Genomic DNA, 21819 nt, shown 5'->3' with positions numbered 1-21819 from the left:
ATGCGGTTGCGCCGGAATCTCACCACGCTCTCGTTCGTAGCCCCGCTGCTGATCGGCATCGCGGTCTTCTTCCTCTATCCGCTGGTCAGCGCCGTCTACTTCTCGTTCACGAAGTTCGACCTGCTCACCGTGCCGCAGTGGGTCGGGCTCGAGAACTACAAGCGGATGGCCGACGACCCGTTCCTGCTGCAGTCGGTGCGCAACACGCTGTGGATGGTCGCGGTCTTCGTCCCGGTGCGCATCATCAGCGCGATCGGGCTGTCGATGCTGCTCAGCCAGCTCAAGCGTGGTGCCGGCGTCTTCCGCACGATCTTCTACCTGCCGGCCCTGGCACCGCCGGTGGCCGCCACGATCGCGTTCGTCTACCTGCTCAAACCCGGCACCGGACCGGTCAACACGCTGCTGTCCCACCTCGGGATCAACGGTCCGCTCTGGTTCAACTCGCCGGACTGGTCCAAGCCGTCGCTCGTGCTGCTCGGGCTCTGGGGCATCGGCGACATCATGATCATTTTCCTGGCGGCGGTGCTGGGCGTCCCGGTCAGCCTCTACGAGGCGGCCGCGCTGGACGGCGCGAACGCCTGGCACCGCTTCCGCTACGTCACCCTGCCGACGATCCGCCCGGTGATCCTGTTCGCCACGATCACCGGCGTCATCTACACGCTGCAGTACTTCGACCAGGCCGCCGTGGCCGGCTCGATCGCCAGCGGGCAGGCGGTCACCGGCGGCGGCATCTCGACGGCGTTCGGCTTCCCCGAGGGCTCCACGTTCACCTACCCGCTGTGGCTCTACACCGTCGGCTTCCGCTACAACGCCCTCGGTTACGCCAACGCCATGGCCGTCGTCCTCTTCGTGGTCGCCCTCGCGGTGACCGTCATCCTCCTGCGCCGCTCGAAAGCCTTCTCCGGGGAGGAACAGTGACGACCGTCCTGCAAAGACCGCAGATCAAGATCCCGGCACCAGATCGACGGGTACGCCGTGAGCGCCGCCTGACCTGGATCGCCCGGCACAGCATCGCGATCGTGCTGGCGATCATGTTCCTCACGCCCGTGGTCTACCTCGTGCTGCTCTCGGTGATGACCAGCCAGCAGGCTCTGACCAGCGACTACTGGCCCAACAGCTGGCACTTCGAGAACTACGTACGCGTCTTCCAGGTCACCCCGCTGCCCCGCTACCTGCTCAACACCGTCATCTACGCGGTCGCGGCGACCGGGTTCATGCTGCTGTCCAGCGTGCCGGCGGCGTACGCGCTGGCAAAGCTGAAGTTCCGCGGCCGCAACGCCCTGTTCCTGACCGTGATCTGCATGATGATGCTGCCGCCACAGGTGGTGACCGTTCCGCTCTACCTGATGTGGGCCGGCTACGGGCTGACCGGCTCCCTCACCCCGCTGATCGTGCCGATGCTGTTCGGCGACGCGTTCTGCATCTTCCTGATGCGTCAGTTCCTGCTCACCATCCCGTCGGACTATCTCGACGCGGCCCGGGTCGACGGCTGCGGCGAGTGGCGCACCCTGATCCGCGTCGTGCTCCCGATGGCCCGCCCGGGAATCGCGGCCGCCGGGCTGTTCCAATTCTTCTACGCCTGGAACGACTACTACGGCCCGCTGCTCTACACAAGCGAGAACGAGAGCTCCTGGACCCTGTCCCTGGGCCTCGCCTCGTTCCACGGTGTCCATCACGTCGACTGGAACCTGGTCACCGCCGCCACGGTGCTGGCCATGATCCCGATCGTCGTCGTGTTCTTCTTCGCCCAGAAGGCATTCGTCCAGGGCGTCACACTCACGGGGGTCAAAGGGTGAAGATCGCTGTCGTCGGCGGCGGTTCGACGTACACGCCGGAGCTCGTCGACGGGTTCGCCCGGCTCGGCTCGATGGTGTCCGAGCTGGTCCTGATCGATCCCGCGGCGGACCGGCTGGAGATCGTGGGCGCGTTCTCGGCCCGGATCTTCCAGCACTACGGCCACCCCGGGAAGGTCACCTGGACCACCGACCTGGACGCCGGCGTGACCGACGCCGACGTCGCGGTGATCCAGCTGCGGGTCGGCGGGCAGGCCGCCCGGATCGAGGACGAGACGTTCCCCCTGGACTGCGGCTGCGTGGGTCAGGAGACCACCGGGGCGGGCGGGCTGGCGAAGGCTCTGCGTACGGTGCCCGTGGTGCTCGACGTCGCCGCGCGCATCCGCGAACGAGCCAGGCCCGGCGCCTGGATCATCGACTTCACGAACCCGGTCGGCATCGTCACGCGCGCCCTGCTCGACGCCGGGCACAAGGCCGTCGGGCTCTGCAACGTCGCGATCGGGTTCCAGCGCCGCTTCGCCGCGATGCTCGGGGTCCCGCCCGCCTCGGTCGTGCTGGACCACGTCGGGCTCAACCACCTGACCTGGGAGCGTGCAGCCTATGTGGACGGCGTGGACCGGCTGCCCGGGCTGCTCTCGACACACCTCGAGTCACTCGCTGCCGATGTCGACCTTGCGCCGTCCGTGCTGACCACGCTCGGTAATGTGCCGTCGTACTACTTGAGTTACTTCTACGCGCATGACCGCCACGTTGCGGAGTCACGCGGCGCGCAGACCCGGGGGCAGCGGGTCGCGGAGATCGAGGCGACGCTGCTCGACCTCTACCGTGATCCTCTGCTCGCTGAAAAGCCGGCGTTGCTCGGGGAGCGTGGGGGTGCCTACTACTCCGAGGCTGCGGTGGGGCTGATCGCTTCGCTGCACGGTTCCGACCCGTCGGCTGTACATTCGGTCAATATCCGAAACAACGGTCTGCTGCCGTTCTTGCCGGACAATTCTGTCGTCGAGGTGTCGGCGCGGGCCGCCACTGACGGGCCCGTCGCGCTGCCGGTCAGCCCGTTGGCGCCTGAGCTTTCGGGGCTGGTCGCGCACATTTCGGCGTACGAGGAAATCGCTCTGGAAGCCGCCCTGCTCGGCGGGCGGCAGCGGGTCTATCGCGCGCTGCTCGCCCATCCCCTGATCGGCCAGCACGACCGGGCGGACGCCCTCACCGACAAGCTGATCGCCTCGGGTGCCCAGCACCTGGCCTGGGCCCGATGAGAGCGCTCTATCTCGCCGTCGACGGCGGCAATTCCAAGACCGACATCATCCTGGGTACGCCCAAAGGTGACGTCCTGGGTTTCGTCCGCGGCCCCACGACCTCGCCCCACAACATCGGCCTCCCCGCGGCAATAACCGTGCTCGGCGAACTGATCACCGCCGTACGCACGACCGCCGGGCTGCCCGCCGACGTCCCGATCGACGTGGCCGCCTACTACCTCGCCGGCGCGGACCTGCCCATCGAGGTGGCCCAGCTCCACGCGGCGATCACCGCCCGGGACTGGAGCCGCCACACCATCGTCGACAACGACTGCTTCGCCATGCTGCGCGCGGGCACCTCCCTGCCGGACGCCGTCGCCGTCGTCTGCGGCGCGGGCACCAACTGCGTCGGCCGGGCCGCGGACGGGCGTACGTCCAGGTTCGTCGCCCTCGGCCCGATCTCCGGTGACTGGGGCGGCGGTCACGACCTCGCCGACTACACACTGCGACTGGCCGCGCGTGGCGAGGACGGGCGAGGCGCACCCACCGAGTTGTCCCGCCTCGTCGCCGCACACTTCGGCCTGGCCACTGTGGAGGCGGTCAGCATCGCCCTGCACTTCCAGGAGATCAACCCCCTGCGCGTCCAGGAACTGACCCCCCTGCTGTTCGCCGCGGCCACGGCAGGCGACGAGGTGGCGCTGTCCCTGGTACGCCGCCAAGCCGACGAGATCCTCGCCCAGCACCGGGTCGCGGCGGGACGGCTCGGGCTGCTCGCGTCGCCACACGCGCTGGTGCTGGGGGGCGGGGTGCTGCACGCCCGGCACGATGTCCTGCACGACCTGGTGGTGGCGGGCGCGGTCGCTCAGGCCCCGGCGGTCACGATCAGCGTGCTGGACGTCCCGCCCGCCGTCGGCGCGGCCCTGCTCGCCATGGACGCCCTGGGCCCCGCTTCCACATCCGCTGAGGCTCGGCTTCGGGGTGCCCTTCACGGGACCGCGCCGGTTACTTCGACGTCAGGATGATCAACTCTCCGGCGGCGGCGACCACCATGGCCGCGATCAGGGCGGGCAGGCCACCGACCACCGCATGCAGGACCAGCAGAAACGGAGCGAGCGCACTCGTGGCCGCGGCCAGCGCGAGCCTGCCGTCAGCGCGCCGGATGCGGGCGAACACCGCACCGACGGTCTCCGGGCGCAGCTGACGGGCCAGCCACGCGGCAACCGCGATCAGGATCGTCACACCGATCACCCCGGCCCACATGCGAGCCACGCCAGGGCTGGCGAGCGTCATCACCGCACTCAGCACCGCGGTGATCATTACGCCGTTGCTGGTGTAGAGCACGCCCTGGCGTACGGCTGCGAAAGCCGCACCAGACCGGTCCAGCACCGGCCGCGCCGGGCGGTTGACCTCGAACTTCGGCTCTGCCACCGGCGTGGCCACCGGCTGCGCCGCACTCTCCGGCGTGAGGGCCGCCTGGTCTGCCAGCGTCTCCAGGGCCAGCGCCCACCGCCGGCGCTCGAGCCGGACAATTCCCACGTCACGCTGCGCGTCGGCGATCGCGGGCTCCAACTCGAGCGCCTCCGCATACGCCCGCTGCGCCAGATCGAACAACCGCAGCCGCGCGGAGACCACCGCGAGGACAAGGTGGGCCTCGGCCTCGCGCGGCATCAACCGCACACCGTTCCAAGCAGCGTTGAGCGCTTCCTGCCCGTTGCGTGACTCGCCCAGCAAGGCAGCCCCGGTCCGCTGCGCAACCGCATCCTGCGGCCACCGCGCCAGAATCTCGGCGGCGACCTGCGCGGCCTCGCCGTACCGCCGATCATCGGTGAGCGCCATCGCCCGCACCACCATCGGCTCCACAGTCCCCGGAGCCGCAGCCGTGGCACTCTCGGCCGCCACCAACGCATCAACAGGCTGAGCAGCAGCGATATGCACCCGAGCAAGAGTGGTCAGCAACCCGGCATCGGTCGGCGCCGCCGCCAGCCCGGCGGCCAACTCCCCCGCCGCCTCGTCGTAACGTCCTAGATCCGCGAGCAACAGGGCTCGCTGGCGGTATTCCTCGGGGGTGGTCTCGGGCTCGGACTGAGAAGTGGGCTCGCTCGACACCCTCCGAGCCTAGGCGGTCCTGCCAAGAACCACCGTTCCCCATGGTCGCCGCCTCGCCCGAACCCCGATAAGCCAGACCAATCGGACCAGTCTCGCGGATTACTCGTTGTGGACGGGGTGGGACCGTGGCCAGGGCTACGCCCGTGGGGCGTCAGGGGCGATGGATCAGGGCGGTGGCGATCGCCGCCAGGCCTTCGCCGCGGCCGGTCAGGCCCAGGCCGTCGGTGGTCGTGCCGGAGACCGTGACGGGGGCGCCGACCGCTTCGGAGAGGACCTTCTGGGCTTCCTCGCGGCGTTTGCCGATTTTGGGTTTGTTGCCGATGACCTGGACGGCGATGTTGTTGATCGCCCAGCCCTCCGCGTGCAGGCGCCGGGCTGTCTCGGCGAGCAGGGTGATTCCGGGGGCGCCGGCCCATTGCGGCTCTGACGTGCCGAAGTTGCTGCCGAGGTCACCTAGGCCGGCGGCGCTGAACATGGCGTCGCAGGCGGCGTGCGCGGCGACGTCCGCGTCGGAGTGGCCGGCGAGGCCCGATTCGCCGGGCCACATCAGGCCGGCGACCCAGCACACCCGGTCGGGGTCGAAGGCGTGCACGTCCGTGCCGATACCGATGCGCTGATCCACCGCGTCAGGGTACGTGGAGGAGGGCCTCGGCGATGATCAGGTCCAGCGGCCGGGTGATCTTCAACGCCAGCTCCGAACCCGGCACGCAGACGACCGGCGTGCCGGACTTCTCGACCATCCCCGCGTCATCGGTGTGCGCATCGAGCCCGGCCCGGTGAGCGGCGGCCAGCACGTCGTGACGGAACCCCTGCGGCGTCTGCACACTCCGCAGCACGGACCGATCGACCGTCCCCAGCACAGTCTCGCCCGCGTCGACCTCCTTGATCGTGTCGACCACCGGCAACGCCGGAATCACCGCAGGATGCCCGCCCCGGACAGCAGCGGCAACCGACTCCACCAGCCCAGGCGGCGTCAACGCCCGCGCGGCATCATGCACGAGCACAATCGCAACATCAGCAGGAACCACAGCCAGCGCCGCCGCCACGGAATCCTGCCGCTCCGCACCACCGGCAACCACGATCACGGGCGCCACATCGGCAAGCAACCCGCGCACGGCCTCAACCTCGGCAGCCGGCGCAGCAACGACGATCACCCGCACCGAGGGCGCGGCAGCCACCCGACGCACGGCATGAACCAGCAAGGGCTCCCCGGCCAGCAGGCGCAGAGCCTTGGGCGCCCCCGGCCCCAGCCGCACCCCGGAACCCGCAGCCGGCACCAGAACCGCGACATCCCCGAACTCATTGAGCTGCGCCATCATTCCCCACTCACATTGATCTCCGTCCTCATCCTCGCGCTCCTCAACCCGGCCGGCTGCACCAAAATGATCCACTGACTGCGAAAAAGCCGCCCGTTCACTCCGCGCCCACGGAAAACGAGGCCCTTGGAAGTCGAGGCCCTTGGAAGTCGAGGCCCTTGGAAGTCGAGGCCTGTGGGAATCGAGTCCTGCAAGAGACGAGACCCGTGAGAGACGCGGTCTCGGTAATCGATGCCTGCGGGAGACGTGGCCTACGGAAGGCACAGACCACGGAGGTTCGACTTTGTGCCGTTGTCCGATCGTGAGCTCGACGGTCACCGCGCACACCGCGGAAGGCCTGCGGAAGATGAGGCTCGCACGGACACAACACTCTGTGGGAGGCGCGGCCCGCGGAGGGGTGGCCGGCTGGGTGCACAAAAGCTCGCGACGTCACCGCACGGTTGGGGCTGTGCGGAGGCGGCGCGAGCTTTGTGGTGGGGCGTGCCCGGGGGTCCGGGGCCTGGTAGCGAGGCGTCCGGGCCGGGCTTGCCGGAACAAGGACCGCGACGTCACCGCGAGTGTTGGGCATCGCGGTCACGTCGTGGTCCTTGGCCAGCGTGGTGCAGGAGAGGTGGTGGAACGTCAGGCCTCGGTGAGCACCTTGTCGAGGAGGACTTCCGCCTCGTCCTTGGTGCTCTTCTCGGCGAGGGCCACCTCGCCGACGAGGATGTCACGGGCCTTGGCGAGCATGCGCTTCTCCCCGGCCGAGAGACCGCGCTCACGCTCGCGGCGCCAGAGGTCGCGGACAACCTCAGCGACCTTGAGCGGGTTGCCGGAGGCAAGCTTCTCGAGGTTGGCCTTGTAACGCCGCGACCAGTTGGTCGGCTCCTCGGTGTGCGGAGCGCGGAGGACGTCGAAGACCTTGCCCAGGCCTTCCTCGCCGACCACTTCGCGCACGCCGACGATTTCGGCGTTCTCAGCGGGCACTCGGACCGTCAGGTCGCCTTGGGCGACCCGAAGGACGAGGTACTGCTTCTCCACGCCCTTGATAGTTCTAGTCTCGATTGCCTCGATGAGTGCGGCCCCGTGGTGGGGGTAAACAACGGTCTCGCCGACACTGAAAACCATAGGTTCGAAACCCCTTTCGCTGTGTCTAGGGTAACACGCCCAGGCAGCGATGTCCCACCCTGGCGGTGACTGTTAGTGCAGCTCAGGGGGCATGTGAGGCGTCTTTCTACCGCTTGACATGCGGGCCGGAAACTGCCTCAGTAACCGAGAGTGATGAACCAGTAACTGTTCAGCCCAGCGAGTCGGATATTCCGGACCCGATGTATTTGTGAGGTCAAGCTTATCGCTAGTGACCGGAACCGCCCACCACTGGCGGTCGGAGGGCCGATTGGGGGAGGCTGGACCCAAGGTCCCCGCAGCACGTGAGACTCTGCGGCAGAGGGGAGGGTGAGTCATGGGCAGCCTGGGCGACAACGGCGACAACGGCGGCAGCTGGCCGGGCGATGGCGGCTCCCCCGAAGGCCTGCCCGATCTTCCCGCCGAGTGGGGCGTCATCGTCATCCCGGACGACCTCTCGGAGCTGTCCGACGAGGTCACGGTGGTCCGCGCCGAGCTGCGCCGCGAGCGCACCCGCAGCCGCTGGCAGCGCTTCACCGACCGTCCGGGCCTGCGCGTCCTGCGCCGGGTGGGTTCCGCGAGCCTGCGTGCCCCGGTGCTCATCATCTCCATGGCGGTCCTCGTCACGATCGCCAGCCTGTTCGCGTCCGCCTGGCCGGGGCCGGCCCGCTCCCCGGCCACCCAGCGCACCGCCAGCACCACCGACGAAGGCTCCGGCAAGCTCCCGGCCCTCGATCTGGTCGACACCGACCACCGCACGGTGTCCCTCCGCGCCCAGCTACCGGCCGTCGTGCTGCTCACCGACGGTTGCGACTGCGACGCGCTGATCGAGGCGACCACGGCGGCCGTGCGCCCCGAGATCGCCGTGGTCATCGTGGTGTCGGGAAAGGCGAGCGTGCCGGCTCCGAACCCGCCGACGGCGCAAACTCCGCCGACGAGCAATACACCCCAGGCGCAGGGCAAAACGGTCCGATCCCTGCGCGACCCCACCAGCGAGCTGAGGTCGACCCTCGAGCTGCCCGCCAAGAACGACGGCACGGCGGCGGTCCTGCTGGTCAGCCGCACCGGCGAGATCGTCCGCAAGATCCCCCGGACGGCCTCCCTGGGCGACTACGAGCCCGACCTCGCGCGCCTCTGAAAAAGACGCGGCCTCCAAGAACGGCGCACCTCAGGAAGGCCGCACCTCCAAAGGGTCAGTAAGAAGCAGCAGAGACAGTGAGAAGCGGCGCAGCGAGTCAGTAAGAAGCAGCGGGCGTCGCGCGCCAGCGGAAGACAGCCTCGCCCTGCGACTCGGACGTGATCGACAGGAAGAGCATGGCGGCCACGCTGACGTTCAGTTCGACCGGCGTCGGGGTCGGTGCGCACGGGACAGCCTTGCCGGAGTCGGCCGTTGTGATGCTCACCCGGACCCGGATCTGTCCTGAGCCCACGCACGCCATCGTCACCGTGTAGACGCCGTTGCCGACCGCCGCGCTGCGTTCCTCGCTGCTGCCGGCGCCCAGGACCATGGTTTCCGCCTGTGCCTGGTCCGGGGTGTCCGGGACGAGTCGCTCGACCGTCCGACGGCCGACGGCCAGGGCGGGATCCTCGCCGAGGGCAGGGGCCGCGGCGAAGAACCAGGTGCCGCCCGCGACCAGCAGTGCGGTGGCGAGGGCATACAAGGTTGCGCCCTGGGCACGGTCCGGCGTCACCGGACCAAGGTTAGAGCCTTTCCAGCAGGACTCCATAGAGCGTCAGGCCGGGCCCGAAGGCCAGCAGGACGATGCGTTGCGGGGGCGCTGCCCGCTTGCGCAGTTCGTCGAGGACGAGCAGGACAGTGGGGGACGAGCAGTTTCCGTACGCGGAGAGCACGCCCCGGGACGCCGCCATGTCCTCGTCGGTGAGCTCGAGCCGCTCCTGCACCACGTCGAGGATCCGGGGCCCGCCGGGGTGGATCGCCCAGCCGTCCACGTCAGCGGTCGTCAGGCCGTGCGGGCCGAGCAGCCCCGCCATTAGTTCGCGGACGTGCAGCGAGAGCACGTCGGGCACCTGCGGGGAGAGCCCCATCCGGAAGCCGAGGTCGGTGACGTCCCACGTCATGTGGCCCGCCGTGGTGGTGTCGGTGAGCGCGGCGACGTTGCTCACGGCGTACCCGTCGGATGGTTGTGGGGTGACCACGACGGCAGCCGCGGCGTCGGAGAAGAGCGCGTGGGAAACGATCTGCTGGATGTCGGTCCTGGTGTCGGGGGGCTGCAGGTGCAGGCTGGTGAGCTCGGCGCAGAGCAGGAGCGCCGGCAGCCCGCGTGACGTGACGAAGTCCGCCACCGTGCCGAGACCGGGCAGCGCCGCGTAGCACCCCATGTGGCCCACGAAGAGGCGTTGCAGCGACGGGGACATGCCCATGTCCCGGGCGAGGTGGATGTCGAGGCCGGGGGTCGCGTAGCCGGTGCAGGAGCAGACCGCGAGCAGGCCGAGCTCGTCAGCGGCGATTCCGGCGTCGGTGAGGGCGCGGCCGACCGCTTCCTTGCCCAGTGGGATGGCTTCGACCTGGTAACGGCGCATGCGGCGTTCCGTGGACCAGTCGGAGACGTCTTCGAGCAGGGGGCTGACCGCGGCCTGCCGCGTGCGTACCCCGGAATTCTGGAAGATCCGTTTGGCGAGGCCGCGCTTGCCGCCGCTGGCGTAGTGCCGTGAGAAATAGCCTTCCCAGAGGTCTTCCTGCACCGTTGCCGGCGGCAGTGCCACCCCTAGTCCGGCGATCACCGCGCGACCTTTTCCCTGCATTGTGCCTCCCCAGGCGTTGTGAGATCACCAGCGCGGTGCGGTGCCCTCCGAGTCGGGGTCGCCGCCGAGCGCTTCCACGCCGAGCCAGTCCGCGCAGACGTCGGAGGTCGCCGGTTGCAGCGAGCCCGCGCGGGCGTCGCGGTAGAGGCGTTCCAACGGGTGCCCGCGGCGCATGGCCGAGGTCCCCGCCGCCTCCAGCATCGAGGCGGCGACGTCCGCCGCCGTGGTGCCGGCGAGCAGCTTCGCCCGCCACACCCAGCGGTTGGTCTCGGCGTCGCCCGGTTGGTCATCTACCCGCCGGGCGGCCTCCATAACAGCGAGATGCGCCGCGGAGACCGCTGCGTCGGCCCGGCCGATCCTGGACCGTACGGCGGGCAGGTGCCCGAGCTTGCGAGCGTTCACGTGCTCGACGGCCGCATCGACAGCCGCCCGGGCGACGCCCACGTAGACGGCCGCGTAGCTCGCGACCATCCAATGCGGAGCGAGCTGGGCGATCACGAGGGCCAGCCCCTCGACGCCACCGAGCAGCGCCCCCTCGGGGACCGTGACGTCCACGTGCACGTCGTTGGAGCCGGTGGCACGCATCCCGAGCGAGTCCCAGGTCTGCTCGACCGTCAGGCCCTCGCCGGGCGGGACCAGGAACTGCGAGACCTGGGTGGGGTCGGCCGAGCTCCGGGCCGCCACCAGGTACGCGTCCGCGTGGCCGGCCCCCGAGCAGAACGCCTTGGCACCCTTGATGTGGTAGCCGTCTTCGGTCTTCTCGTACATCGTCGTCATCTGGGACAGGCGGGATCCGGCGCCACGCTCGCTCATCGCCACCGCGTACCAGCTGCCCTCCGCCGCGGCCCGCAGGTATCGATCGCGGGCGGCCAGCGCCTCCGGAGGCAGGCCCAGCGCGTCGGCGAGCTCGTCGGTGACGCTGCTCAGGGCGCCGGTGACCGAGGCGTGCATGTTGAAGATCAGCGCGGTGGCGCCGTTGCCGCGGGCCAGCTCGCAGGCCACGGCTGCGTACTGCGCGAAGCCCGCGCCCGCTCCCCCGAGCCGCGTCGGCACCATCAGCCCGAACAGCCCCGAGCGGCGCAGATCGTCGAAGTCGTCGGCGGGGAACACGCCGGCCCGGTCGTGCTCGGCGGCGCGGGCGGCGAACCGGGGTGCCAGCCTCCTGGCCTCGTCAACGCTCACTGCGTGTCCTCCTTGCGACCGATTCCCTGGTAGAGCACCTGCGTCGAACGGGTCGGGATCATGGCGCCGCGGGCTGCTACCGGCAGAAACAGCCAGCGGATCAGGCCGGGCACGCTCGGGCGAACGCCGCGCACCTTGAGGTGTACGCCATGCTTGGCGCACTGGGTGGTCAGGTCCCCGGGATCGACGAACAGCTCCGGATCATGAATGCCCACCGGCGCGGCTCCGAACCGTTCGGCCAGTGTGATCGACACGAAGCGGCCCAGCCACGTGGCGTTGATCGTGTCGAGGACCAGCAGACCGCCGGGTCGCAGCACGCGGCAGAGCTCGGCCACCGTGGCCGGCAGGTCGGTGACGTGCTCGAGGATCTCGCCGGCAACCACGACGTCCGCGATCCCGTCGGCCAGCGGCAACGCCGTGACATCGCCGCCAAGCACGGTCATCCCACGCTGTTTCGACAGCTCCAGACCCGAACGCCCGAGGTCGACGCCGATGTGGCGATAACCAAGACCGGCCACGTGCGGTGCGAGCAGGCCACCTCCGCAACCGGCATCGATCAGGATCGCGTCGGTACGCCCGGAGCGCGGCACCAACGCCCCCCGCGCGGCGGCCAGCCAGTGCAGCAACTCGAACTCGCCGCCGGGACGCCACCACTGGTCGGCGAGCTCGTCGTACAAACGCGGATCGTTGCGCTTCAGTGGCCGCATGTGATCGAGCGTGGCATGCGGGCGTCCCAACCACCACACTGATCACATGTCCGATCCGGTCGCGCTCCTCAAGGCCTCGCACATCGAACCGGGTGCCGCCGTGACGTTCGCCATGACGCTGCTCGCCATAGGGGCGGGGCACAGCGCCTGGGGCGTGGCCGGTGTGGCAGCCGCGATCGGGGCTACGCAGCTCTCCGTCGGCTGGGTCAACGACTGGCTGGACGCCGATCGGGACCGGGCTGCGGGGCGCGGGGACAAACCTGTGGCGTCGGGGGCGGTGTCACGGCGTACCGTCGGAATCTCGGGGCTGATCGCGTCCTTGGCCGTTCCCGTGCTGGGGCTGCCCTTCGGGCCCGCGGCGACCGTCTGCATCACGCTCGTCGGGATCTTCGCGCTGAGCTACGACTGGCCGCTGAAGTCGACGGCGCTGTCGCTGCTGCCCTACCTGGTCGCGTTCGGGCTGATGCCGGCGTTCGTGGTGATCGCCCTGCCCGGACACCCGTGGCCGCCCGCGTGGCTGGTCGCGGCCGGTGCGCTGCTCGGCGGGGGTGCCCACTTCGCCAACGTGCTGCCGGACCTCGCCGACGACGCCGCGACGGGGGTGCGTGGCCTCCCGCACCGGCTCGGCGCCGCCTGGTCGCAGCTGGCCGCGGGAGCGTTCCTGCTGGCCGCGACGCTCACCCTGGTCCTGGGACCGGCCGGACCGCCGTCGTGGGCGGGCCTGGCGGGCGCCGCGGCCGCCGTCGTGGTCCTGCCTCTCGGCTGGTACGCGGGGAGAAGAGCCATCGCCCGGGGTACCCGTCAGGTGGCCATGTTCCGATCGGTGATCATGGTCGCGTTGATCGACGTCGTGCTGCTCGTGCTCAGCGGGCCGGTGGTGTGAATGGACGGGTCGGCGTACGCGCCCGATCTAGGACCACTAGTCTGATCGGCGGAGGTTTCTCGACTGTCTTGGAGGACTGTGATGCGCTCGCTGGGAACCCGCCGCGCGGTGCTGGCCACTGGGGTCGCAGCGGTGGCCGCGATCGCGCTCGCCGGCTGCAGCGCCGGCCAGGTCGCCGAGACTTCGCTCAAGAAGCCGTCGAACCCGGGCGTGAACGCGGACAACGCCAATCGCTCCGTCTTCGTGCGAAATCTGTCGGTGGAATATCACGGCACCGAGGGCTACGCGGCCGGCGACAACGCCACGCTCGAGGTCGGCCTCTACAACCAGACCGATGCGGCGATCACGGTGCTGATCAGCAGCCAGCCGGTCGCCACCGGCTCGGTCGTGGGCACCGATGTGATCTCGGCCAAGCAGGTCGGCCTCGTGGGCGGGGCTCTGCCGTCAGCTTCGGATTCGCCTTCTGAGGACCCCAGCCCGTCTTCGTCGCCCGCTCCCTCTTCGTCGAAGCGGCCCAAGGCATCGGCGGCGCCGTCCGAGTCGGCTTCGGAAGCCCCCGCCGGCCCCGCGGTCGCCGCGGCGCGGATCGTGCTGCCCCCGCTGGGTGGCGCCACGTTCCTGCCGGATGCCGCGCAGAAGCTGCAGCTCATCGAGCTCAGCGACAAGCTGGTGCCGGGCGGCGCGGTCAACCTCGTCTTCGAGTTCAGCAACAACGCCGACCCGCTGGTCGTGCAGGCTCCGGTCAGCACCCCGCTCATCCCCGCGTCGCGGGTTCCGGGCGACACCGCAGAGGGCCACGAGGAGTAGAGACCCGTTTGTCACACCCGCGGGCTAGCGTTGGGCGGGTGACGACATCCCGGACTCGCAGCGAACCGCGTCCCGCCTATCAATGTGATGCGTGCGGACACCAGCCCCCGAAATGGCTGGGTCGCTGTCCGGAGTGCAACGAGTGGGGTTCGATCATCGAGGCCAAGCCCGGCCCGATGATCTCCGGGCGGGTGGTCAGCTCCCGGCTCCCTTCCGAGCCGGCCCGTCCGATCAAGACGATCAGCGCGGCCCCGGCCAAGGCGGTGCCCAGCGGTGTCAGCGAGCTCGACCGGGTGCTCGGCGGCGGGCTGGTCCCCGGCGCGGTGATCCTGCTGGCCGGCGAGCCTGGTGTGGGCAAGTCCACCCTGCTGCTCGACGTGGCCCAGCAGTGGGCCCTCAACGCCGGCACGCCCTCGCTGGTGGTCAGCGGCGAGGAGTCGGTGAGCCAGGTGCGGCTGCGCGCCGAGCGACTCAACGCCCTGCACGACAATCTCTATCTCGCCTCCGAGAGCGATCTCGGCGCGGTGATCGCCCACCTCGACGCGGTCAAGCCCGGTCTGCTCATCATCGACTCGGTGCAGACCATCTCCGCCCCGGGCACCGAGGGTGTCCCCGGCGGTGTCACCCAGGTCCGCGCGGTCACCGCGGCACTGGTCAGCGTCGCCAAGGAGCGCGGCGTGGCGACCGTCCTCGTGGGTCATGTCACCAAGGACGGCTCGGTGGCCGGCCCGCGCGTGCTCGAGCACCTGGTCGACGTGGTCCTGCACTTCGAGGGCGACAAACATTCCTCGCTGCGGCTCGTGCGCGGCGTCAAGAACCGCTACGGCCCGGCCGACGAGGTGGGCTGTTTCGAGATGCACGAGAGCGGCATCGTCAGCCTCGCCGACCCGTCCGGTCTCTTCCTCACCCGCTACAACGAGCCCGTGCCGGGCACCTGCGTGACGGTTGCGATGGAGGGTCGCCGGGCGATGGTGACCGAGGTGCAGGCCCTGATCGGGGCTCAGGTGCAGGGGTCGCCCCGGCGGACGGTCTCCGGCCTCGACAGCGCCCGGCTCGCGATGGTGCTGGCCGTGCTCCAGCGCCGGATGGAAAAGATCAAGCTGCACGACCGCGAGGTCTTCGCCGCGACGGTCGGCGGCATCCGCGTCACCGAGCCCTCGGCCGACCTGGCCATGGCGCTGGCGGTGGCTTCCGGCGCGCTCAACCTCGCGATGGCACCGCACCTGGTGGCGATCGGGGAGGTCGGGCTGACCGGCGAGGTGCGCCGGGTCGGTGCGGTCGGCCGGCGGCTCGCCGAGGCGTCCCGGCTGGGGTTCCGCTTCGCGCTGGTGCCGCCGGGCTGCGGTCCCGCGGAGGGCGACACCCCACCCAAGGGGATGCGCGTCGTCGAGGTCGGCGATCTGCAGAGCGCGGTGCAGTGGGCAGCGCGGGCCTCAGCGGAATGAACGCGCTAAGATCACTCTCAGTTATTGATCATCACGCTGCGGAGCCCTTGGCGGACCGCGGCTCGTTGAGTGGGATGACAGTCCGTAGAATGTGCAGGTGCCGCTCGACCGCGATGCTTCGACCAACCGCCACACCAACGGGGCAGCCCCGGGTGTCAACGGATCGGCAGCCGGTCCGATGACGCCCACCTCGCCCGGCCTGACCGGTGGCGGAGCCACCGGCGACCCACTGCGCGCCAACCTGGCTCTGATGGCCCCCGGCACCGCCCTGCGCGACGGTCTCGAGCGGATCCTGCGCGGCCGCACCGGCGCCCTCATCGTGCTCGGCCACGACGAGGTCGTCGAGCAGATCTGCACCGGCGGCTTCCCGCTCGACGTGGAGTTCTCCGCCACCCGCCTGCGTGAGCTGTGCAAGATGGACGGCGCGGTGGTCATGTCCAGCGACGGCACCCGCATCGTGCGCGCCAACGTGCACCTCATGCCCGACCCCGGCATCCCCTCCGAGGAGTCCGGCACCCGCCACCGCACCGCCGAGCGGGTCGCCAAGCAGTCCGGCTTCCCGGTCATCTCGGTCAGCCAGTCGATGCACATCATCGGCCTCTACGTGAACGGCCAGCGCCACGTCCTCGACGACTCCGCGGCCATCCTCTCCCGCGCCAACCAGGCCCTCGCCACCCTCGAGCGCTACAAACTGCGCCTCGACGAGGTCTCCGGCACCCTCTCCGCCCTGGAGATCGAGGACCTGGTCACCGTCCGGGACGCCGTCGCCGTGGTCCAGCGCACCGAGATGGTCCGCCGCATCGCCGACGAGATCTCCGGCTACGTCGTCGAGCTCGGCACCGACGGCCGCCTGCTCGCGCTCCAGCTCGACGAGCTGATGGCCGGCGTCGACTCCGACCGCACCCTGGTCATCCGGGACTACCTCCCCACCGGCCGTAAGGCCCGCACCCTCGACGAGGCGCTGGTCGAGCTCGACCTGCTCTCCGCCACCGAGATGATCGACCTGGTCGCGGTCGCCAAGGCCATGGGCTACCCGGGAGCCTCCGACGCCCTCGACGCAGCGGTCAGCCCCCGCGGCTTCCGCCTGCTCGCCAAGGTCCCCCGCCTGCCAACCCCCATCCTCGAACGCCTCGTCGACCACTTCGGCAGCCTCCAACGCCTCCTCGGAGCCACGGTCGAAGACCTCCAAGCCGTCGAAGGCGTCGGCGACGCCCGCGCCCGCGGCGTCCGCGAAGGCCTCTCCCGCCTGGCAGAGGCCTCCATCCTCGAACGTTACGTCTGACCGTTGCGACAACCGCTGGTTCGTTACTTTCATCGAGCCGGCGGGTATGCCGTTCGGCTTCTGGACCCGAACCCACCGTTCCACTGAGGTGCCGGCCCGCATGTTCATCGAGGTCATCGGCAGGCGTCCGCTGCCCGGCGACGTTGACCGGGACGACGTCGAGGACTTACTTGCCGAGGTCCTGGGAGCAGACGGCGAGGTGACAGGCGCCGGCACCGGGTCGACGGGATGGCATCTCGACGTGGAGCTCGAGCCGAGCACGGCACCGCCGCAGGAGATGCTGCGAAGGCTCGCTGTTGCGCTGGTCGGTCAGCAGCTCGGCTGGGTGATACTTCGCCTGGAGCACGAGACCGCAGGCCGAGCCGCCGCCGAGTTCAGCTGAGCGGGGCGTCCTGGGCGGGACCGAGGAGGCGGTGGATGAGGCGGGGTTCGCCGGGCCAGGCGGCCAGGATGAGATCGCGGGGGACCTGTCTGGCCGCGTAGCGCAGGGCGAGGGCTACGACGACGATGTCGTCGAGGGGACCGATCACCGGGATGAACTCGGGGATGAGGTCGATGGGGCTGGCGACCCAGAGCCCGGCGATGACGATGGCGACTTTGGCGCGGCGGGGGACGCGGGGGTCCCGGCGGAGCCTGCGGACTGTGGTGACGCAGTCGGGGATGAAGGCCGCGAGGTCGCGCAGGATTCCCGGTGGCAGGCGGCGGGCCAGCACCAGGAGCACGAGCCAGCTCGCGACGAGGCTGCCGACCGCGAGCGCCGGAACGACCAGCCAGTCACGCACGAGGAAAGCTGGGCCCGGCCGGGCTCAGTCGGTGATGGTGAGGGTGACCGGGTCGCTGAGGACCTCGCCGAGGCGGCCGCGGATCTGGTACTGGCCGGCGGCGGGGGCTGGGCCGGTCGCGAGCTCGCCGGTGCACTTGTTGGACTGGTGGCCGTTCCAGGTGACGTTGTATTCGCGTTCGCCGTTCGGCGGGAACGCGCGGACGTCGGTGCCCCGGATGGTGCTGCAGGTGTCGGAGGACCAGAGCTTCTGGGCGCCGGACTGGATGTAGAGCTCCTGCAGGTCGGCGCCGACGTCTCGGTTACAGGTGCGGGTGGAGACGTTCTTGATTTTGAGGCGGATCTCGACCTGGGCGCCGCGCTTGAGCGTGGTGACCGCCGGGATCGGGGTCACCGAGACCTCTTTGGTGGTGCAGTCCCCGCTGGCCGGGACGTTCACGTTGGTGTCGGAGCCGCCGGTTGTCGTCCCGGTGCCCGTGGCCGCGCCACTCGGGATCGCGCCACCCGTGGGGGTCGCGGCCGCGGCGCCGGATTCGAGGTCTTCCGGGTCGGGGAGCGACGGATTGCCCGCTCCCGGGGGCACGTCCACGAACGACGGCTCGTCGTCGGGCGTGGAGGATGCCGGGGCGGGGGTCGGGAACTGCGAACCCGCGCTGGATCCCGGCTTCTTCTTGTCGTCGTCGCCACCGCCACTGCAGGAGACGAACAGCACGATGATGCCGAGCAGGACTGCGCCCAGCACAACAGCACGGCGCCGCCAGTACACGGCGGAGGGGAGGGGACCAACCGTCGAACGCATGATGTGTTGCACGCTATCCCCGCGACACCCCGGAACCACGCACGACGCGCCGACGGTGCGACACCCCTTCCGGGGGTTGCTCGTTAGAGATAGACCTTGCGCTGGTAGACGGCGTGTGCACCGGCGACCCGGTCGAGGAAAAGTTTGCCGGCGCAGTGATCGATCTCGTGTTGCAGGGCCCGCGCCTCGAAGGCGTCGGTGACCAGGTGCACCGCAGTGCCCGTACCCGGAAGAACGGCCTCGACCACGATGCGGCCGGCGCGTTTCACGTCGCCGGTCAGGTCCGGGACGGACATGCAGCCCTCGCGGCCCGGCCGCCATCGGTTGGCTTCCACGACGCGGGCGTTGCACAACACGAACGCGCCGTGCAGGGTGGCGGTCTTCGGGTGTTCGGTGACGTCGACGGCGAACACCTGGACGCCGACCCCGACCTGCGGCGCCGCGAGGCCGACGCAGCCCGGCGAGGTGCGCATCGTGGCCACCAGATCGGCGGCCAGCTGGACGATCGACGGGTCCGTCGGGTCCACCTCGGTGCCCGGGCGGCTCAGCACCTCGGCGGGGGCGGTCACCACCGGGAGCACCCTGCCGTCGACGCCGAGCAGCTCGGGCTTCCAGTCCGCGAGGTCGTTCACAGGACGTCCGACTCGGCGCGGCGCAGGGTCACCTCGACACCGAGCTCCTGGGCGGTGCGCTCCAGCCGTACCGAAAGGTCATCGGACGCACCCGGCGGCAGGTCGACCTCCGCGACCAGCACGTAGAGCGGCCCGGTGAGCCGGGTGGTGAGGTCTGTGATGTTGCCGCCGGCAGCGGCGACGACCCGGGTGACGGCGGCGACGATCCCCAGCCGGTCCGCACCGTGCACGCTGACGAGGTAGGGCTCGCCCTGCTCGCCGGAGCCCGACGGTTCGACCGCGCGGACGGCGGTGATGACGCCGCTGAGTGGCGCGAGCGCCTTCTCGACGTCCCCGGCTGCGGCACCTGTGCAGATCAGGGTCATCGTGAAGTGACCGCCCAGCCGGGTCATCGTCGAGTCGGAGAGGTTCGCGCCGGCACCCGCCAGCGCCCCGGTGACCTCCGCGACGATGCCGGTGCGGTCGGGGCCTATGACGGTGATGGCTAACTCGTTCACCGGGACAGCTTAGGCTTGCGGGCCTATGACTCTCGCCGACTCAGCCATCCGGTGGTACGAGGAAAATGCCCGCGACCTGCCCTGGCGGCAGCCCGACACCAGCGCCTGGGCGGTGCTGGTCAGCGAGGTGATGCTGCAACAGACCCCGGTCGTACGCGTGGAGCCCGCCTGGCGCGCCTGGATGAACCGCTGGCCCACCCCCGCTGACCTGGCCGTCGACCCCCCGTCCGAGGCGATCCGGATGTGGGGGCGGCTCGGCTACCCGCGCCGGGCGATGCGGCTGCACGCCTGCGCGGTGGCCATCGTGGAACGCCATGGTGGCCGGGTGCCCGACGATCTTGATCAGTTGCTCGCACTGCCCGGCGTGGGCACCTACACCGGGCGAGCCGTGGCGACGTTCGCCTACGGGCAGCGTCACCCGGTCGTGGACACCAACGTGCGCCGGGTGGTCTGCCGCGCGGTCGAGGGCAAGCCCGACGCCGGCCCGAACACCACCACCGCCGACCTCGTGGCGATGGAGGCGTTGCTGCCCGAGGAACCCGCCGTGGCGGCGAAGGCGAGCATCGCGTTCATGGAGCTGGGGGCGATCGTCTGTGTCGCCCGCGCGCCCCGCTGCGTCGACTGCCCGTTCGAGCAGGTCTGCGCCTTCCGCCAGTCCGGCGAGGCCATCCCGGCCGGCCCGAGCCGCAAGCCCCAGCGGTACGCGGGCACCGACCGTCAGGTCCGTGGCCTGCTCCTCGAGGTGCTGCGCAACGCGACCGCCCCGGTCCCCCGCCAGCGTCTCGACACGGTGTGGGTGGATGACGTGCAACGGGCCCGGGCCCTGGCCGGGCTGGTGGAGGACGGCCTGGTGGAGCCGCTGGACTCGGACGCCGACCGGTTCGTGCTGGCCGGCGATCACCCGCCGCGCTTTCCGACGCTGCTGTAAGCCTCAGGCCTGTTCTCAGGTCGTCGAGATGTGCAGGGCTGCCGCGAGCGCCGCGGGCAGGGGGTAGGGGCGCTCGTCCGGCAGCATCGCCTCGGCGCGGTACTCGTCGCCCTTGCGCACCAGCGCTCCGATCTGGCGAGCCTTGTGCGTCACGTCGGTGATGCCGACGGTCCATTCCTGGACGTACTTGTCGATCACGTCCACGCCGAGCCCCACCTGCAGGGTCCGGTACGGCAGCTGTTTGAGCTCCAGGGAACGCTCCGGCTCCCACTGGACGCGGACCGGACTCTCCTTCAAGGCGTGGGTCCAGGCTTCGCGCTCGGCGTGGAAGGTGTGGTCGTACTGGGCCAGGCAGGCGTGGGCCAGCGCCCACTCGAAGCCTTCCCGGGTGATCTCGACCGCCAGCACCCGTTCCTGCCCCTCGGCGGTGGTCCACTGGCAGCGATGCATCATCCACAGGTAGGAGAGCTGGATCCAGCTCATCCGGTCCCGTTTGAAGGGCGGGACGAACCGTCCGGCCTTGGCCGCGGCCATCGCGATCTGCACCGGGTACGCCTGATAGACGGTGACCGTCTCCGGCGTGTAGACGGCGCGCACCTGCCGGACCGGAACTGCTGTCTGCTGCACAGCTCGATGATGCGACTGCCCGGGCGGTCCGCGCTGGGTTTTCAGCAGTACGGGCGCTCCGCGGGCAGCAGAGCGGGGTCGCGGGTGCGGGCGATCTCCCTGGCCAGCGCGGTGACATCGGTGATGGAGACGGTCCATTCCTCGGCATACTGCCGGGCAGCCTCACCGGCCAGGCCGAGCTGCAGCGATCGGTACGCCAGCGGCGCGAGCTGCAGCGACCGCTCGGGATCCCACTGCACCCGCACGGGGCTCTGCTTGAGCCGCCGGGACCATTCCTGCCTGGTCTCCTCGCTCGACCGGTCGTAACTGCTCGGGCACGCCCGGGCCAGCGCCGCGTCGAACCCCTCCCGGGTGAGCTCAACGGCGAGGACGTGCTCCTGGCCGGGCTTGGTGGCCCAGCCGGAGCGGTACATCATCCACAGGAACGACGGCTTGATCCAGGTCATCCGGCCGATCCTGAACGGCTCGACGAACCGGCCGGCGCGCACGGCGGGAACCGCGATCTCGGGCGAGTAGGCCTGGTAGACCGTGATGGTCCGGTCGGTGTACACGGCTCTGATCTGCCGCTGGGGAACTTCCATCCCGCGATGATGCGGGTTGGTGGTCCCCGCAGGACAGCGAGTTTCCGGCCCTTCACCGACGCCGACCGCGTCACCGACGGGAACGGCCCGGCGCTGGAGAGCGCCGGGCCGTTTCCTTGGTCGTGCTGCTCAGTGTCAGGTCACTCGTCGGTCGCGGCCGCGCCGAGGTCTGCCGGGACGGCGTCGGGGACGGTGGCGCCGCGGTCGGCGCCGGTGAAGGTGAGCTTGGACTTTTCGATGTTGTCCGGGTCGCCCTCACAGTCCACGACGACGATCTGGCCGGGACGCAGCTCGTTGAACAGGATCTGCTCCGACAGGGTGTCCTCCAGGTCCCGCTGGATCGTGCGCCGC

The 21819-nt window shown here is 70.2% G+C and carries 25 protein-coding genes and 1 pseudogene; 11 read left to right on the top strand and 15 right to left on the bottom strand.

Annotated elements, in window-relative coordinates:
* The 4 genes from Aco04nite_RS01415 to Aco04nite_RS01400 are packed head-to-tail and all read left to right on the top strand — an operon-like array spanning position 1 to position 4050.
* A complete protein-coding gene (locus tag Aco04nite_RS01415; protein WP_212995373.1) occupies positions 1-918 on the top strand; it encodes a carbohydrate ABC transporter permease in 918 nt (305 codons plus the stop codon).
* Positions 915-1796: a carbohydrate ABC transporter permease gene (locus Aco04nite_RS01410; RefSeq protein WP_212995372.1), complete on the top strand. Its 882-nt coding sequence runs from the start codon at positions 915-917 to the stop codon at positions 1794-1796. Before Aco04nite_RS01415 ends, Aco04nite_RS01410 begins: the two co-directional genes overlap by 4 nt.
* Positions 1793-3049, top strand: a complete 1257-nt coding sequence (locus Aco04nite_RS01405) for a family 4 glycosyl hydrolase (RefSeq protein WP_212995371.1) — start codon at positions 1793-1795, stop codon at positions 3047-3049. The genes Aco04nite_RS01410 and Aco04nite_RS01405 overlap by 4 nt, the downstream gene beginning before the upstream one ends.
* Complete coding sequence (locus Aco04nite_RS01400) at positions 3046-4050, top strand: N-acetylglucosamine kinase (protein ID WP_212995370.1); 1005 nt, start codon at positions 3046-3048, stop codon at positions 4048-4050. Before Aco04nite_RS01405 ends, Aco04nite_RS01400 begins: the two co-directional genes overlap by 4 nt.
* Here Aco04nite_RS01400 and Aco04nite_RS01395 read toward each other — a convergent pair.
* The 4 genes from Aco04nite_RS01395 to Aco04nite_RS01380 form a co-directional block, all read right to left on the bottom strand.
* Complete coding sequence (locus Aco04nite_RS01395; protein ID WP_212995369.1) at positions 4031-5134, bottom strand: tetratricopeptide repeat protein; 1104 nt, start codon at positions 5132-5134, stop codon at positions 4031-4033. The genes Aco04nite_RS01400 and Aco04nite_RS01395 overlap by 20 nt on opposite strands.
* A 151-nt stretch (positions 5135-5285) precedes the next feature.
* Complete coding sequence (ispF, locus tag Aco04nite_RS01390; protein ID WP_212995368.1) at positions 5286-5756, bottom strand: 2-C-methyl-D-erythritol 2,4-cyclodiphosphate synthase; 471 nt, start codon at positions 5754-5756, stop codon at positions 5286-5288.
* Between the two features lie 4 nt (positions 5757-5760).
* Positions 5761-6453 (bottom strand): 2-C-methyl-D-erythritol 4-phosphate cytidylyltransferase, encoded by a 693-nt coding sequence (ispD, locus tag Aco04nite_RS01385; RefSeq protein ID WP_212995367.1) that lies wholly within the window; start codon positions 6451-6453, stop codon positions 5761-5763.
* Between the two features lie 618 nt (positions 6454-7071).
* On the bottom strand, positions 7072-7557 hold the full coding sequence (locus Aco04nite_RS01380) for a CarD family transcriptional regulator (RefSeq protein ID WP_041832964.1): 486 nt from the start codon (positions 7555-7557) through the stop codon (positions 7072-7074).
* 334 nt (positions 7558-7891) lie between these two features.
* Between Aco04nite_RS01380 and Aco04nite_RS01375 the strand changes: the two genes are divergently transcribed.
* Positions 7892-8692 (top strand): hypothetical protein, encoded by an 801-nt coding sequence (locus Aco04nite_RS01375; protein ID WP_244875662.1) that lies wholly within the window; start codon positions 7892-7894, stop codon positions 8690-8692.
* A 97-nt stretch (positions 8693-8789) separates the two neighbouring features.
* Here the strand turns inward: Aco04nite_RS01375 and Aco04nite_RS01370 are convergent, their stop codons facing one another.
* From Aco04nite_RS01370 to Aco04nite_RS01355, 4 genes are read right to left on the bottom strand one after another with little or no spacing between them, the layout of a single operon-like run.
* Positions 8790-9245, bottom strand: a complete 456-nt coding sequence (locus tag Aco04nite_RS01370; RefSeq protein WP_212995366.1) for a DUF6023 family protein — start codon at positions 9243-9245, stop codon at positions 8790-8792.
* A gap of 10 nt (positions 9246-9255) precedes the next feature.
* Positions 9256-10317, bottom strand: a complete 1062-nt coding sequence (locus Aco04nite_RS01365) for a type III polyketide synthase (protein WP_212995365.1) — start codon at positions 10315-10317, stop codon at positions 9256-9258.
* 24 nt (positions 10318-10341) lie between these two features.
* Positions 10342-11499, bottom strand: a complete 1158-nt coding sequence (locus tag Aco04nite_RS01360) for an acyl-CoA dehydrogenase family protein (RefSeq protein WP_212995364.1) — start codon at positions 11497-11499, stop codon at positions 10342-10344.
* Entirely contained in the window at positions 11496-12206 is a 711-nt protein-coding gene (locus Aco04nite_RS01355) for a methyltransferase domain-containing protein (RefSeq protein ID WP_212995363.1), read from the bottom strand. Before Aco04nite_RS01355 ends, Aco04nite_RS01360 begins: the two co-directional genes overlap by 4 nt.
* 46 nt (positions 12207-12252) lie before the next feature.
* Between Aco04nite_RS01355 and Aco04nite_RS01350 the strand changes: the two genes are divergently transcribed.
* The 5 genes from Aco04nite_RS01350 (at position 12253) to Aco04nite_RS01330 (ending at position 17005) form a co-directional block, all read left to right on the top strand.
* Positions 12253-13089 (top strand): UbiA family prenyltransferase, encoded by an 837-nt coding sequence (locus Aco04nite_RS01350; protein ID WP_212995362.1) that lies wholly within the window; start codon positions 12253-12255, stop codon positions 13087-13089.
* Positions 13090-13170: 81 nt separating this feature from the next.
* Positions 13171-13896, top strand: coding sequence for a hypothetical protein (locus Aco04nite_RS01345; protein ID WP_212995361.1), 726 nt, complete (start codon positions 13171-13173; stop codon positions 13894-13896).
* Between the two features lie 38 nt (positions 13897-13934).
* The gene (gene radA / locus Aco04nite_RS01340; RefSeq protein ID WP_244875661.1) at positions 13935-15341 is read left to right on the top strand and encodes a DNA repair protein RadA; all 1407 of its coding nucleotides are present in this window, start codon (positions 13935-13937) and stop codon (positions 15339-15341) included.
* Between the two features lie 97 nt (positions 15342-15438).
* Positions 15439-16623, top strand: coding sequence for a DNA integrity scanning diadenylate cyclase DisA (gene disA / locus Aco04nite_RS01335; RefSeq protein ID WP_438874871.1), 1185 nt, complete (start codon positions 15439-15441; stop codon positions 16621-16623).
* Between the two features lie 100 nt (positions 16624-16723).
* Positions 16724-17005, top strand: a complete 282-nt coding sequence (locus Aco04nite_RS01330; RefSeq protein WP_212995359.1) for a hypothetical protein — start codon at positions 16724-16726, stop codon at positions 17003-17005.
* Here Aco04nite_RS01330 and Aco04nite_RS01325 read toward each other — a convergent pair.
* The 4 genes from Aco04nite_RS01325 to Aco04nite_RS01310 all read right to left on the bottom strand — a co-directional run bounded on the left by Aco04nite_RS01325 (position 16998) and on the right by Aco04nite_RS01310 (position 19332).
* On the bottom strand, positions 16998-17405 hold the full coding sequence (locus tag Aco04nite_RS01325; protein ID WP_212995358.1) for a YkvA family protein: 408 nt from the start codon (positions 17403-17405) through the stop codon (positions 16998-17000). The genes Aco04nite_RS01330 and Aco04nite_RS01325 overlap by 8 nt on opposite strands.
* A 24-nt stretch (positions 17406-17429) precedes the next feature.
* Positions 17430-18203, bottom strand: coding sequence for an adhesin (locus tag Aco04nite_RS01320; protein WP_212995357.1), 774 nt, complete (start codon positions 18201-18203; stop codon positions 17430-17432).
* Positions 18204-18286: 83 nt separating this feature from the next.
* The gene (locus Aco04nite_RS01315) at positions 18287-18835 is read right to left on the bottom strand and encodes a peptide deformylase (RefSeq protein WP_212995356.1); all 549 of its coding nucleotides are present in this window, start codon (positions 18833-18835) and stop codon (positions 18287-18289) included.
* Positions 18832-19332 (bottom strand): glycine cleavage system transcriptional repressor, encoded by a 501-nt coding sequence (locus Aco04nite_RS01310; protein WP_212995355.1) that lies wholly within the window; start codon positions 19330-19332, stop codon positions 18832-18834. The genes Aco04nite_RS01315 and Aco04nite_RS01310 overlap by 4 nt, the downstream gene beginning before the upstream one ends.
* A 25-nt stretch (positions 19333-19357) precedes the next feature.
* On the opposite strand from Aco04nite_RS01310, the gene Aco04nite_RS01305 reads away from it, so the two are divergent.
* Positions 19358-20260, top strand: a complete 903-nt coding sequence (locus Aco04nite_RS01305) for an HhH-GPD family protein (RefSeq protein ID WP_212995354.1) — start codon at positions 19358-19360, stop codon at positions 20258-20260.
* A 15-nt stretch (positions 20261-20275) separates the two neighbouring features.
* Here Aco04nite_RS01305 and Aco04nite_RS01300 read toward each other — a convergent pair whose 3' ends face one another.
* The 3 genes and pseudogenes from Aco04nite_RS01300 to Aco04nite_RS01290 all read right to left on the bottom strand — a co-directional run.
* On the bottom strand, positions 20276-20887 hold the full coding sequence (locus Aco04nite_RS01300) for a DUF4291 domain-containing protein (RefSeq protein ID WP_244875660.1): 612 nt from the start codon (positions 20885-20887) through the stop codon (positions 20276-20278).
* Between the two features lie 41 nt (positions 20888-20928).
* Positions 20929-21468, bottom strand: coding sequence for a DUF4291 domain-containing protein (locus tag Aco04nite_RS01295; RefSeq protein ID WP_212995352.1), 540 nt, complete (start codon positions 21466-21468; stop codon positions 20929-20931).
* Between the two features lie 140 nt (positions 21469-21608).
* A pseudogene (locus Aco04nite_RS01290) lies at positions 21609-21819 on the bottom strand (AAA family ATPase); the annotation flags it as partial.

Source organism: Winogradskya consettensis (assembly GCF_018332715.1).
In the GTDB taxonomy this organism is placed as follows: domain Bacteria; phylum Actinomycetota; class Actinomycetes; order Mycobacteriales; family Micromonosporaceae; genus Actinoplanes; species Actinoplanes consettensis.
The sequence above is the reverse complement of the archived record's forward strand: the minus strand, read 5'-3'. Positions and strand labels throughout refer to the sequence as shown.

Excerpts from the sequence above, each read along its gene's own strand:
- Aco04nite_RS01415 (WP_212995373.1), top strand. The coding sequence starts at position 1 with ATGCGGTTGCGCCGGAATCTCACCACGCTCTCGTTCGTAGCCCCGCTG.
- Aco04nite_RS01400 (WP_212995370.1), top strand. The coding sequence starts at position 3,046 with ATGAGAGCGCTCTATCTCGCCGTCGACGGCGGCAATTCCAAGACCGAC.
- ispD (WP_212995367.1), bottom strand. The coding sequence starts at position 6,453 with ATGATGGCGCAGCTCAATGAGTTCGGGGATGTCGCGGTTCTGGTGCCG.
- Aco04nite_RS01380 (WP_041832964.1), bottom strand. The coding sequence starts at position 7,557 with ATGGTTTTCAGTGTCGGCGAGACCGTTGTTTACCCCCACCACGGGGCC.
- Aco04nite_RS01375 (WP_244875662.1), top strand. The coding sequence starts at position 7,892 with ATGGGCAGCCTGGGCGACAACGGCGACAACGGCGGCAGCTGGCCGGGC.
- Aco04nite_RS01365 (WP_212995365.1), bottom strand. The coding sequence starts at position 10,317 with ATGCAGGGAAAAGGTCGCGCGGTGATCGCCGGACTAGGGGTGGCACTG.
- Aco04nite_RS01355 (WP_212995363.1), bottom strand. The coding sequence starts at position 12,206 with ATGCGGCCACTGAAGCGCAACGATCCGCGTTTGTACGACGAGCTCGCC.
- Aco04nite_RS01350 (WP_212995362.1), top strand. The coding sequence starts at position 12,253 with ATGTCCGATCCGGTCGCGCTCCTCAAGGCCTCGCACATCGAACCGGGT.
- Aco04nite_RS01345 (WP_212995361.1), top strand. The coding sequence starts at position 13,171 with ATGCGCTCGCTGGGAACCCGCCGCGCGGTGCTGGCCACTGGGGTCGCA.
- Aco04nite_RS01330 (WP_212995359.1), top strand. The coding sequence starts at position 16,724 with ATGTTCATCGAGGTCATCGGCAGGCGTCCGCTGCCCGGCGACGTTGAC.
- Aco04nite_RS01320 (WP_212995357.1), bottom strand. The coding sequence starts at position 18,203 with ATGCGTTCGACGGTTGGTCCCCTCCCCTCCGCCGTGTACTGGCGGCGC.
- Aco04nite_RS01305 (WP_212995354.1), top strand. The coding sequence starts at position 19,358 with ATGACTCTCGCCGACTCAGCCATCCGGTGGTACGAGGAAAATGCCCGC.
- Aco04nite_RS01295 (WP_212995352.1), bottom strand. The coding sequence starts at position 21,468 with ATGGAAGTTCCCCAGCGGCAGATCAGAGCCGTGTACACCGACCGGACC.